This window comes from Rhizobium oryzicola (assembly GCF_030504645.1).
GTDB lineage: Bacteria > Pseudomonadota > Alphaproteobacteria > Rhizobiales > Rhizobiaceae > Neorhizobium > Neorhizobium oryzicola.
Genome location: NZ_JAUKWQ010000010.1, coordinates 165440 through 178313, shown reverse-complemented (window position 1 = coordinate 178313; position 12874 = coordinate 165440). Strand labels below are relative to the sequence as shown.

The following is a 12874-nucleotide window of genomic DNA, read 5'->3' as shown; positions in this document are numbered from 1 at the left end:
GCCAAACCGTAACCCGGCCCACCAATCAGCATTCAGCCAATTTCCAGAGATTTCACTAGAACGAAGAACTTCGTCGCCAGCAGCGCCGCCGCCCTCGTCAGTGACCCGGCTTATACGCCCCGACCCCCGAGGCGTCAACACCGCATCCTCACAAATCAGTCACAAAAATCATAAATGTCTGATTTTAAATAGAATATTTCTGCCGTCATTGGGGAGGCCGTCCTTTTCGCCCCATAATCGCGGCTCATCGGGCGTGGGTTCTGTCCTGTCGCCACTGTTTCGGCCCGACATAACGGCAGCGCAAAGCAGTAGCGGAGTGCTTGTCGTTGGACCTTTATGCGTGCGATAGATTGCTCACCAGAGATGACCGACATGGCGCTTATATATAGAGGTGAGATTTGAGCGGACTGGCTGAAGCCTTTATCCCGGAGCTACCACGCTATTATCGCGGGAAGGTCCGCGAGAATTACGATCTGTCCGATGGCCGTCGCATTATTATTGCCAGCGATCGACTCAGTGCGTTTGACAGAATTCTCGCCGTCATCCCGGATAAAGGTCGCGTTTTGACCCAGACAGCGCGCTACTGGTTTGAGCAGACCGCAGACATCTGCCCGAATCATGTGCTGGAATATCCCGACCCAAATGTGGTGGTCGGCAAACGGCTTGATATACTGCCGGTCGAGATCGTGGTTCGTGGTTACCTTGCTGGCACAACAGGTACATCTCTTCTCACCCTTTACAAGAAGGGCGACCGAAACATGTACGGGCTGAGTTTGCCGAACGGTCTTAGAGATAACGAAGCTCTGCCAGCGCCAGTCATCACGCCAACGAGCAAGGCATTTGACGGCGGTCATGATGAACCGCTCTCTCCGGATGACATTCTGGAGCAGAAGCTGGTAACACCCGCGCAATGGGAACAATTGAGCACCTACGCGCTGGCACTGTTTGCCCGCGGTCAGAGGATCGCTGCGGAGCGTGGGCTGATTCTTGTAGATACGAAATACGAGTTCGGCGTCGATTCGGACGGCACTATTATCCTTGCAGATGAAATCCACACTCCTGATAGCAGCCGCTACTGGCTTGCAGATAGCTACCCGGCACGCCTGGCAAGTGGCCAACGGCCGCTGAGTTTCGACAAGGACTTCGTCCGCGCCTGGGTTGCCGAACGTTGCGACCCTTACAAGGATGAGATCCCTGCCATCCCCGACGAACTCATCATGCAAACAGCAGAGGTATACCGGCAGGCTTATCAAAGCATCACCGGTGAAATGCTGGAACCGATTCATACGGGTGAAAATATCCTTCAACGAATCCGCAGCAATCTAACGCCTTTTTTTGGCATGACCTGATTGCGTTCACCGGCGGGGCAAGGTGTCGTGCTGAGCGAGGAATAGACACGGCAGAGAACAGAGGGTGACATTTTGCGTAGACCCAGACGAAAAGCGGAAGACACGCGCGAAGAAATTTTGCTTGCAGCAGAAGAGCAATTTCGTGCGCGCGGTGTGAGCGGCTGCTCGATTGCCCATATCGCTCATGCGCTCTCCATGTCTCCAGCCAATGTATTTAAGCATTTTCATTCCAAGCTCGCTCTCGCGGACGCAATCTGCGACCGGCAGATCACCCGGATCATGGGAAGGCTTGAAGATGGTGGGGCACCCGCTCCTCCACCAGAACGACTAGCCCTCGTCGTCCGCCAGCTGATGGAAACGCATCTGCAGAACCTGCGGGAAAATCCTTATATGTTTGAGATGATTTTCGTCATGCGGGAGCAGAGCTTTACAAGTGCTGGCCGCTACAAGGAAAAGATTGAGCACCTGTTCGTTGAAGTGATTTCAGAAGGCGTAGCTGCTGGCATCTATCACTGCACAGATCTGCAAAAATGCGCGCGCACCGCGGCAACGGCATTCGTTGGTGTGCTGCACCCGGTCTTTATCGTCAACATGTCGGAGAATGAACTGAGCCAGCGCCGCGATGAGCTTGTCGATCTCGTGAACGCTGCATTGCAAAATCCACTTGCTAGGTGACGGTTTGTTTATTACGTCACTTTCATTCGGGCTTGGGCCCGCATGATTCTGTTAAGGTTCCCTTGCAACGGCGACGGCTGAAGCTAACCTTATGAAATAATCTTGATGCCTCATTTGCCGCCTGCGCCCGGCCTGCCCTAAATTGGATAACGCCATGACCCGATCGAAAATTCTTCTTCCGATAATGCTGTCGCTCGCGCTCGCGAGCTGCAGTGACCAAGGAAAGGGTGCGGGTCAGGCGGGTGCCGGTGCACCGGCGCGTCCTCCGAGCCCCGTCAGCGTACTCATCATGAAGAAGACAGAACAGCCGCTCACCACGGTCCTGTCCGGTCGCGCGGAAGCCTTCCAGTCTGCGGATATACGTCCGCGAGTCGGTGGGATCATCAAGCAAATTGCCATCAAGGAAGGCAGTTTCGTCAAGGCAGGCGATCTGCTCTATAAGATTGATGACGATACCTATCGGGCGGCCTTTGCCGAATCCCAAGCAGCCCTCGAAAAAGCAGAGGTTAGCGTACCTGCCGCCGAAGCCAACTTGCAACGATACGAGCGGTTGGCCAATACGGGTGCGACGCAGAAGGATTACGAAACCGCTCGCACCACATTGCTGCAGGCACAGGCCTCCGTGGCGCAGGCCAAGGCGACCCTCCAGACAGCGCAGATCAATATGCAGCTGACGGAGGTACGCGCACCCTTCGACGGCGTAACGTCGGCGACCAATTTCTCTGTCGGCAACGTGGTGACGGCAAGCCAGACGAACTCTCTGATGACGCTGCGCCAGATCGATCCGATCTACATTCGTCTGAACGAATCAAGCGTAAACCTGCTGCGGCTGCAAAAGGCAATCGCAAACGGCAAGCTGCAGACGAAGGACGCGGATGCAAAGACGGATATTCGTCTGCAGCTGGAAGATGGATCCGATTATCCGCAGATCGGCAAGCTCGACATGTCCGAAATGGCAGTCAGCACGACAACCGGCACGGTTTCCATCCGGACCCTCTTCGACAATCCAAAGAACCTGATCCTGCCGGGCATGTATGTGCGTGCCACAATCACTGTCGGCAAGGAAACCGGCTACACCATTCCGCAGCGTGCCGCCGGCCGCAACGCCAATGGCGATCTGACAGCAAAATTTGTCACCGCAGAAAATAAGGTTGAGACGCGCACATTCCGCTCCAGCCAGATCTCCGGCAACAACTGGCTGGTGACCGACGGGATCAACGATGGTGACCGACTGATCCTTGATGGTTTCCAATGGATCACCGACAACGCCACGGTCAATCCGATACCGGCCGATGTGGATGCCAAGGGGTTCGTCATTCCGAAGCCCGCTCCCGACACGACCCAAGCGCCCAAGTCATGACGCTCAGCACCCTGCCCGGCAACTCGTGACCAAGGACTAGACCATGGCCAAGTTTTTCATCAAGCGGCCCATCTTTGCGTGGGTCATTGCCATCGTCATCATGCTTGGCGGCGCATTGGCCATCAAGACGCTGTCGATCTCGCAATATCCGGAAATCGCCCCGCCGACGGTTCGCATCAGCGGATCATACACGGGCGCTAGCGCCGATACCGTGCGAAAAACCGTCACTCAGATCATCGAGGACGGCATGACAGGCCTTGATGGCCTGACATATATGACCTCGTCCTCCTCTTCTGGGCAGGCAACCGTCACGTTGACCTTCGACAACCGCGTCAATGCGGACATTGCCCAGGTGCAGGTGCAGAACAAATTGCAGCTGGTTACCCCGCAACTGCCAGCCGTGGTGCAGGATCTCGGCATCTCGGTCACCAAATCCACATCAAGCATCCTGCTCGTGGGCTCGCTGGTGTCCACCGATGGCAAACGCACATCCGCAGATCTTGGTGATATCTTCTCCACCCAGATGCAAGATCAGGTGCAGCGACTGGAAGGTGTGGGCAGCATCAACGTGTTCGGCTCCGCCTATGCCATGCGCATCTGGCTTGACCCGTTCAAGCTGAAGAAGTTTCAGCTCACGCCAGCGGACGTGACGTCTGCAATCCAGGCCCAGAACACGCAGGTTTCGGTTGGTTCGGTAGGTGGCTTGCCCGCCGTTGAAGGCCAGCAGCTGAATGTGACGATTACCGCCCAGAGCCAGCTGACCAAGGTTCCGGATTTCGAGCGCATCATCCTGAAGGTCGATACCAGCGGCGCATCGGTCCGCCTCAGCGACGTAGCCCGTGTCGAAATTGGCCAGGAAAACTACGCGTCGAGTTCAAGATCGAACCGACAGCCCGCAGCTGGCTTTGCGGTAAACCTCGCCACTGGCGCCAACGCGCTGGACACGGCCGCGCGCGTCAAGGCAAAGCTTGCGCAACTTGCGCCATCGCTGCCTCAGAATGTCAAGATCATCTATCCCTATGACACGACCCCCTTCGTATCGCTTTCGATCGAAAAGGTGGTGCATACGCTGATCGAAGCGATCGTGCTGGTCTTCGTCGTGCTGCTGGTCTTCCTGCAGAACCTCCGCGCCACCTTCATTCCGATGATCGCGGTGCCCGTCGTTCTTCTAGGGACCTTCGGCATTCTGGCAATAACCGGTTACTCCATCAATACGCTGACCATGTTTGCCATGGTGCTGGCGATCGGTCTTCTCGTCGACGACGCCATCGTGGTTGTCGAAAACGTCGAACGCATTATGGCCGAAGAGGGTCTTGGCCCTGTCGAGGCAACCGAAAAGTCGATGGGCGAGATTACCGGTGCCATCGTCGGCATCGCACTGGTGCTGACGGCAGTCTTCATCCCGATGGCATTCTTCGGTGGCTCGACCGGCATCATCTATCGTCAGTTCTCCGTGACGATCGTTTCAGCCATGCTTCTATCTGCCGTGGTTGCCATCGTTCTGACCCCGGCACTCTGCGCAACGATGTTGAAGCCGATTGATCATCACAAGAAGGCAAAAGGTATTGGCGCCCTCTTCAACCGCGGCTTCGACAAGACCACGCACGGCTATGTAGGCACAGTCGGCTACCTGCTGAACCGCCCGCTCCGCGTCATGTTGGTATTTGCGGTCGTCGTTGCAGGTTGCGGATGGTTCTTCATTCGCCTTCCTTCGTCATTCCTGCCGCAGGAAGACCAGGGCGTGTTGCTGACGATCATCCAGCTTCCAAACGGCGCGACCAGCGCTCAGACGGCGGAAGTCATCAAAAAGGTGGAGAGCTATTATCTCGACAAGGAGAAAGACGGCATTCAGGACGTCTTCGCAGTGAACGGATTCAGCTTCGTCGGATCTGGCCAGAACAACGGTCTGGTCTTTGCCAAGCTGAAAGACTTCGATCTGCGCAAGGACCCTAAGCTCGCAGCCTCGGCGATCGTCCGTCGCGCCATGGGCTATTTCTTCACCCTCCGCGAGGCGCAGGTCTTCCCGCTTCTTCCACCCGCCATTCAAGGCCTCGGCACATCCAGCGGCTTCTCCATGTATCTGGTTGATACCGGCAACAACGGATCAGAGGCGCTCGCCAATACGGCCAAGCAATTGACACAGATGGCCAATAGCGGCGGCGTTATCACCGGCATGCGCAGCAACGACCGCGACCAAGAGAGCCAAGTCAAGCTGATCCTAGACCAGGAAAAGCTGAGCGCCATGGGTGTAAAGATTGCCGACGCAAACTCCATGCTGACGACAATCTTTGCAGGCAGCCGCGTCAACGACTTCACCCTCAACAACAAAATCAAGAAAGTCTATGTCCAGGCGGATGCGCCGTATCGCATGCAGGCCGAAGACCTGAAGTTCTGGAACGCCCGGAATGCCAGCAACGAAATGGTTCCCTTCTCATCCTTCACCGATGCCCAGTGGGTCAACGGCCTGCCCTCCATTTCGGCATTCAACGCGGTGACCGCCTTCTCGATGGAAGGTGCAGCGGCACCGGGCATCAGCTCGGGTGCAGCGATGAACGAGGTGGAACGGCTCGTATCCCAGATGAGCGGCGGCTACAGCGTGGCCTGGCAGGGTATCTCATACCAGGAACGGTTGTCCGGCTCACAGGCACCATTGCTCTATGCCTTGTCGGTTCTGATCGTCTTCCTCTGCCTCTCGGCACTTTATGAAAGCTGGTCTATTCCGTTCTCGGTCATTCTCGCCGTTCCGGTGGGCGTTCTGGGCGCGGTGGCGGCCGCAACGCTTCTTGGCCAGGCAAATGACGTCTACTTCAAGGTCGGCCTGCTGACGACGATTGGTTTGGCGGCCAAGAATGCAATTCTGATCGTCGAATTTGCCAAGGAGCGGCAGGAGGCCGGCCACAATCTGATCGATTCCGCTCTTCAGGCCGCTCGGCTGCGTCTGCGACCCATCATTATGACCTCGCTTGCCTTCATTCTCGGTGTCGTTCCGCTGGCGATTGCCACCGGCGCGGGCTCCGCGGCGCAAAATGCAATCGGCATTGGCGTGCTGGGTGGTATGCTTTCTGCAACACTCCTTGGAATTTTCTTTGTACCATCGTTTTTTGTGGTGGTACGGACGCTTTCCCGAGGTAAAAAACGCTCCGGTTAACCCTTTCGTGAGACTCGTTAATGAAGCGAATCACGAGGTCACCCGAGGCATTGTGTCTTGCGTCGCTCTCGTAGTCGTTTCGGTGAATGAATCATCGTTTAGTACAGGATGTACTCATGGCCTCCATACGCGCAGCAGCGCCTCTTTTCATGCTACTGCTTTCCGGCTGCGTTGTCGGACCGGACCACAAGGCTCCGGAAATCAACCTGCCAATAAAGTACGCAGAAGGTAGCACCAAGAGCAACGGCGACATGTCGCAGGAGGCTTGGTGGACTGCGTTTGGTGATCGTCGCCTGGACAACTACGTCAAACAGGGCCTCAATCAGAACCTCAACATCCTGCAGGCTCTTGAGCGCATCAATCAGGCCGAAGCAAACGTTGTGACGGCGGGCGCAAATGCCTTGCCGAACCTGACCTTGAGCGCGCAGGAACAACGCGCCGGTGCTGAAGGTTTCCGCGGCACGCAGGACACACGGCCGACCACGACCGTGGCAAGCTCTGCAAATATCTCCTGGCTGCTCGATATCTGGGGCCTTTATCGCCGCAATACGGAAGCTGCAAAGGCTAACCTTGATGCAGCATATGCCAATGTCGATACCGCACGCCTGACGCTACTTTCATCTGTCGCATCGGCTTACATCGACGTTCGCTATTATCAGGAGCGTCTGAATGTCGCTCACCAGAACCTCAAGTCGCGTCGCGAGACGCTGGACCTCACCAAGCTGCAGCTGCAGGCTGGTGCGGCCTCGCGCCTCGATGTGGTCCAGGCAGAAGGTCTGGTAAATTCGACACTGGGCGATATCCCTGGTCTTGAAACCAACTTCCGGAGAGCTGCGCACCGTATTGCAACGCTTCTCGGCCTGCCGGCATCTTCACTGGTTGATGAACTTCAGAAGGGTGGTCACCAACCCGTGGCACGCTTCAATCCGAAGGCTGGCATTCCGGCTGATCTGATCCGCAACCGTCCAGATATCCGCGCTGCAGAACGTCAGCTCGCAGCGGCTGTTGCCAGCATCGGTGTGGCAGAAGCCCAGCTTTACCCGAGCATCAGCCTCGGTGGCTCGATCACGCCGACCTATACACGTTTCCTTGGCGGCTCCGACAGCCATCGCCTGTCCTGGTCGTTTGGTCCGCAGCTCAACCTGCCGATCTTTGATGGCGGTCGTCTTCGAGCCAACGTAAGCTCCGCAGAATCTCAGGCACGTGAAGCTTATCTCGCGTGGAAGGCGAAGGTGCTGAGCTCGGTAGAAGAAGTATCGAATGCACTCGCTGCCCTGACGCGTGACGGTCGTACCGTTTCGGCCGAACGTGCAACGCTCAAGTCCTATCAGGAGGCTCTGGAACTGGCGACGGCGAGCTATCGTGACGGCGCATCCTCGCTGCTCGACGTGCTCGATGCCCAGCGTCAGGTTTCCGCCGCACAGGCCAATCTTGCTGCATCTATCCAGCAGCAGGCGCAGGATTATGTCTCCTTGAGCGTCGCCGTTGGTGGTGGTTTTGCCTGGGGCAAGGGCCCGACCGTTCTTGCAGCTGCCGAAAAGGCACCCAAGAAGCCCTGATCTCTGGCTCGCTCGAATTGAATAGATCCCGCGCCAAAAGCGCGGGATTTTTTATGCGCCCAGTCCACTGGCTCATTTAAACGGCAGGCAAAGAAAAACGGCGCAGACAGGATGCCAACGCCGTTTCACATTCATAGCGAAAGGCGCTAAGGCCGGCCCGCCTCTTCACATGCAGATCAGTTCTTGGCGCGCTCGACGTAGGAATTGTCTTCCGTCGCGATAACAACGCGCGTACCGGCGTCGATATGCGGCGGAACCATCGTGCGGATACCATTGGAGAGAATGGCAGGCTTATAGGAAGAAGATGCCGTTTGGCCCTTGACGACCGGTTCGGTCTCGACGATTTCCAAGGTGACATGGCGGGGCAGTTCGACAGCGAGCGCTACGCCTTCATGGATGGACAGGATGCAGGTCATGCCTTCCTGCAGATATGCCTTCTGATCGCCCATGGTGTCGACATCGACGACAACCTGGTCATAAGATTCCGGGTTCATGAAGTGGAAGCCTTCGCCGTCTTCATAAAGGAACTGGAAATTTACATCTTCCACGAAGGCGCGCTCGACCTGCTCGGTCGTCCGCCAGCGTTCCGACACCTTGACGCCATCGACGATGCGGCGCATGTCGACCTGGGTTACGGGCGTGCCCTTGCCGGGATGGAAGTTCTGCGCCGTCAGCACGACATAGAGCTTGCCGTCAACTTCGAGAACATTGCCCTTGCGGACGGACGAGGCGATAATCTTGACCATTGGATTTCCTTATGACTGCCTTGGCTTGTCAGTGCAGAGAATGCGTCGTAGAGGACCAGCCACCCGCCGGACCGGAGACGCTTGAACTGTTTTCCCGGGCGCAACTACCTTAAATCACGCGAAATAGGAAGCCTCCCGAGCTAGAGGCCGATAAGAAAGCCTGAAGGATGCCCTCTGCCAAGCATCAGAATTCCTCCCCGCCCTGGTGGCGACCGGATATTCATGCCGACCGCCGACCGCTGCTTCTGGCGCGCAACCGCATCCAGGCGGCCTTCCGGCTGTTCTTTGCAGACAGAGATTTCGTGGAAGTCGATACCGCCACTCTTCAGGTATCTCCCGGCAACGAGGCGCATTTGCATGCGTTTGCGTCCGAAGCCATTGGCAATGATGGACGCGCCTGTCCGCTCTACCTCCACACCTCGCCCGAATTTGCCTGCAAGAAGTTGTTGGCGGCCGGTGAGCGACGCCTCTTCAACTTTGCCCATGTCTACCGAAACCGGGAACGCGGGCCCCTGCACCACCCCGAATTCATAATGCTGGAATGGTATCGGGTGGCCGAGAATTACGATATTCTCATGCGGGATTGCGCGGCGCTGATCGCGCTTGCCGCAAAAGTCTCGGGCATCCAGCTGTTCAGCTATGCTGGCCTCACCTGCGACCCGTTTGCTGAACCGGAAAGGCTTTCGGTAGCAGATGCCTTCTTGACCTATGCCGGCATAGATCTTCTGGCTTCGGTTGCTCCCGATGGTTCGGTTGATCGGAACCGCCTGGCCGGACAATTGCAGGCAGCCGGCATCCGCTTTGCGGATGACGATACCTGGAACGATATGTTTAGCCGCGTGCTGGTCGAAAAGATCGAGCCGCGTCTCGGCGTCGGCAGGGTCACGATTCTTGATCGATATCCGATCTGCGAGGCGGCACTGGCGCGCCCCGCCGCCGATGATCCCCGCGTTGCGGAACGCTTCGAGGTCTATGCCTGCGGTGTGGAACTAGCCAACGGGTTTGGCGAACTCACGGACGCCGAGGAACAGCGAACACGGTTTCAAGCGGAGATGGACGAGAAGCTGCGCGTCTATCGCGAGACCTATCCGCTGGACGAGGATTTCCTGTCCGCGCTCGCGATCATGCCGGAGGCCAGTGGCATTGCACTTGGCTTCGACCGGCTGGTCATGCTGGCCACAGGTGCGAACCGCATTGATCGCATCATGTGGGCGCCTGTTGCGGAAACAGAGGCATGACTGCACATCGAACGTTGAAGACGCCCGAAGATCTGGCCCAGGCTGGCCTACTGGATGACCGGTGTCTGGAGGATATCAGGCGCGTGGGCGAACACTACGCCGTGGCCATTACACCGGCGATGGCAACACTGATTGACCCGGCAGACCCCGATGATCCCATTGCACAGCAATTCGTGCCGGATACCCGCGAGCTGAATATCCTGCCCCAGGAACTGGCCGACCCTATTGGCGACAAGGCGCACAGCCCCGTCAAAGGCGTGGTGCATCGATATCCGGATCGCGTTCTATTGAAGGCCGTGCATGTGTGTCCCGTCTACTGCCGGTTCTGCTTCCGGCGAGAAGTGGTCGGTCCGGCAGGCGATGGCACGCTGTCACCGGAGGACCTGGCGCAAGCGCTTTCGTATATAAAGAGCGACCCGCGAATCTGGGAAGTGATCTTGACCGGCGGTGATCCGCTCGTCATGTCACCGCGGCGGCTTCGTGAAATCATGCTCGGCCTCAAAGCGATCGAGCATGTGAAGATCGTGCGCCTGCATACGCGCGTGCCCGTGGTCGATCCGGCTGCCGTCAATGCGGAAATGGTCGACGCGCTGCTGGAAAGCGGCAAGACCACTTATGTTGCCGTTCATGCCAACCATCCGCGTGAGCTGACCTCCGAAGCCCGGTCTGCCTGCGAGCGTCTTGTGCAGGCCGGCATAGCGCTGGTCAGTCAGACGGTATTGCTGAAGGGTGTGAACGACGATCCGGACGTCTTGGCGGATCTGATGCGCGCCTTCGTAGAAACCCGCATCAAGCCCTATTACCTGCACCATCCAGATCTCGCACCCGGCACGAGCCATTTCAGGCTGGATATCGCAGAGGGTCAACGCATCGTAGCGGCCTTACGCGGGCGCGTATCCGGCCTCTGCCAACCCGCCTATGTGCTGGACATTCCGGGCGGCTATGGGAAATCAGTTATTTCGGCCAGTGCTGTAGAGGAAACTGCGCCTGGAACCTATGCCGTTAAAGACTTTCGGGAAAATCTACACATCTACCCGCCGACGAGCCGCTCTGAAAACGACTGAGCCGAAGCGAACGCATTTGGCTGCTGTCCCGCAATTATGAATGGCTGGAAATAATTGCATGTTTTTCGGATCTCGATTTGAAACAGCGTGCACGTCATCGCTTGGAGTGGCATTGCAAAATCTCGACTATATTCCTGATTCAAATACATTTTCGTCATCCAATCCGTTGTAGGCAATAAATTCCCTCAAATTCTAAAGAGTCTCGCTAAGATTGCTTCACCGCACCGCTTAGAGCTTCCTTATGCTTTGTTTCATAAGGATGGCCTCATTCACAGGTAATGACGCTGGAGAGGTCGAGATGAACGAGACGATACGCGCAATTCTGCGCAAGCTGGCAAATCTTCCGGTGGCCGTCGAAGATCTGACAGACGATGCAGATCTTTATGCAGCCGGACTTTCTTCCTTCGCATCCGTGCAGGTCATGCTCGGCATTGAGGAAAGTTTCGACATCGAGTTTCCGGACAATCTGCTCAACCGCAAATCCTTCGCGAGCATTCAGGCGATCGAAGCAACGGTGCGTCAGATCGTGAAGGCAAATGAGGCCGCATAATGAGCGTCGTCGCCCTTGCCTCCGAAACCCCGAGCTTGATCGATAGGGCGCAGCGCGTTGCAGCCATTGCCGCGCGCCACGCTGACGAGGTGGACCGGGAGGGACGTTTCCCTTACGAGGCCGTGGCGGCGATGAAGACTGAAGCGCTGCTCGGAATCCAGGTTCCTCCCTCGCACGGAGGGGAAGGTGCTTCGCTTCTGGATATCGCAAACATTTGCGCCACGCTTGGCCAGGCCTGTGCCGCATCCGCGATGGTGTTTGCCATGCACCACATCAAGGCCTCCAGCCTTGTCGAGCATGGCGAGGAAAGCGCCTGGCACAGCGGCTTCATGCGCGACACCGTGAAGCATCAATACCTGCTGGCATCCGCCACAACGGAAGGCGGCATCGGCGGCAATCTGCGCAATTCGATCTGCGCCATCGAAATAGACGGGCCAATCTGCCGCCTGACCAAGGATGCGACCGTCATTTCCTACGCAACGGAAGCGGATGCGATCCTGATTACATCCCGCGCCAACAAGGATGCGGCACCTGGTGACCAGGTTATGACCGCCTTCCTGAGACACCAGTACACGCTCGAAAAGACCAATGACTGGGACACGCTCGGAATGCGTGGCACATGTTCCGAAGGCTTCCTGTTCAAAGGCGAGGCGCCAGCTGAGCAGATCTTCCCCAAGCCTTTTGCTGAAATTGCCGCGCAGAGCATGCTCGCCACCTCGCACCTTCTCTGGAGCGGCGTCTGGTACGGCATTGCAGCGGATGCCGTTGCGCGTGCCCAGAGCTTCGTGCGCGCCGCTGCCCGCAAGGCGCAAGGCCAGGTGCCGCCGGGCGCCAGCCATCTGGCGGAAGCCGTCAACCTTCTCCAACTCGTCAAATCGAACCTGCTGACGGGCCTCAAGACCTACGAGGATGCGCGCGCCAACCCGGATAAGCTGTCTTCCATGGCGTTTGCGATTGCCATGAACAACGTGAAGATCGCCTCGTCTGAGACCATTCTGGAGATCATCCACCGCGCGCTCATGGTCTGCGGCATACTGGGCTACAAGAACGGCACGCCCTATAGCCTGGGCCGCCACCTGCGCGATGCCCATTCCGCGCGGCTGATGATTTCCAACGACCGCATTCTCGGCAATACCGCCACCATGCTTCTGGTTCAGAAGCCCGACCTTAGCTTACTGGGGTGAG

At 57.3% G+C, this 12874-nt stretch carries 10 protein-coding genes; 9 read left to right on the top strand and 1 reads right to left on the bottom strand.

Features of this window, described 5'->3' with window-relative positions; all coding sequences use genetic code 11:
* Window positions 1-398: 398 nt before the first annotated feature.
* The 5 genes from Q2T52_RS22330 (at window position 399) to Q2T52_RS22310 (ending at window position 8091) form a co-directional block, all read left to right on the top strand.
* Complete coding sequence (locus Q2T52_RS22330) at window positions 399-1349, top strand: phosphoribosylaminoimidazolesuccinocarboxamide synthase (protein WP_302079092.1); 951 nt, start codon at window positions 399-401, stop codon at window positions 1347-1349.
* A 72-nt stretch (window positions 1350-1421) separates the two neighbouring features.
* Window positions 1422-2024 (top strand): TetR family transcriptional regulator, encoded by a 603-nt coding sequence (locus Q2T52_RS22325; protein WP_302079090.1) that lies wholly within the window; start codon window positions 1422-1424, stop codon window positions 2022-2024.
* Window positions 2025-2178: 154 nt separating this feature from the next.
* The gene (locus tag Q2T52_RS22320) at window positions 2179-3384 is read left to right on the top strand and encodes an efflux RND transporter periplasmic adaptor subunit (protein WP_302079089.1); all 1206 of its coding nucleotides are present in this window, start codon (window positions 2179-2181) and stop codon (window positions 3382-3384) included.
* Window positions 3385-3427: 43 nt separating this feature from the next.
* Window positions 3428-6532, top strand: coding sequence for an efflux RND transporter permease subunit (locus tag Q2T52_RS22315; RefSeq protein ID WP_302079088.1), 3105 nt, complete (start codon window positions 3428-3430; stop codon window positions 6530-6532).
* Window positions 6533-6648: 116 nt separating this feature from the next.
* On the top strand, window positions 6649-8091 hold the full coding sequence (locus tag Q2T52_RS22310) for an efflux transporter outer membrane subunit (protein WP_302079087.1): 1443 nt from the start codon (window positions 6649-6651) through the stop codon (window positions 8089-8091).
* A gap of 176 nt (window positions 8092-8267) precedes the next feature.
* On the opposite strand, the gene efp is transcribed toward Q2T52_RS22310, so the two are convergent.
* Complete coding sequence (efp, locus tag Q2T52_RS22305; RefSeq protein ID WP_302079086.1) at window positions 8268-8837, bottom strand: elongation factor P; 570 nt, start codon at window positions 8835-8837, stop codon at window positions 8268-8270.
* Between the two features lie 167 nt (window positions 8838-9004).
* Here efp and epmA point away from each other — a divergent pair, with 167 nt between their 5' ends.
* The 4 genes from epmA to Q2T52_RS22285 all read left to right on the top strand — a co-directional run bounded on the left by epmA (window position 9005) and on the right by Q2T52_RS22285 (window position 12873).
* On the top strand, window positions 9005-10075 hold the full coding sequence (gene epmA, locus Q2T52_RS22300) for an EF-P lysine aminoacylase EpmA (RefSeq protein ID WP_302079085.1): 1071 nt from the start codon (window positions 9005-9007) through the stop codon (window positions 10073-10075).
* Window positions 10072-11139 (top strand): lysine-2,3-aminomutase-like protein, encoded by a 1068-nt coding sequence (locus tag Q2T52_RS22295; RefSeq protein WP_302079084.1) that lies wholly within the window; start codon window positions 10072-10074, stop codon window positions 11137-11139. Before epmA ends, Q2T52_RS22295 begins: the two co-directional genes overlap by 4 nt.
* Window positions 11140-11437: 298 nt before the next feature.
* On the top strand, window positions 11438-11689 hold the full coding sequence (locus tag Q2T52_RS22290; RefSeq protein ID WP_302079083.1) for an acyl carrier protein: 252 nt from the start codon (window positions 11438-11440) through the stop codon (window positions 11687-11689).
* On the top strand, window positions 11689-12873 hold the full coding sequence (locus Q2T52_RS22285) for an acyl-CoA dehydrogenase family protein (RefSeq protein ID WP_302079082.1): 1185 nt from the start codon (window positions 11689-11691) through the stop codon (window positions 12871-12873). The genes Q2T52_RS22290 and Q2T52_RS22285 overlap by 1 nt, the downstream gene beginning before the upstream one ends.
* Window position 12874: the final 1 nt, after the last annotated feature.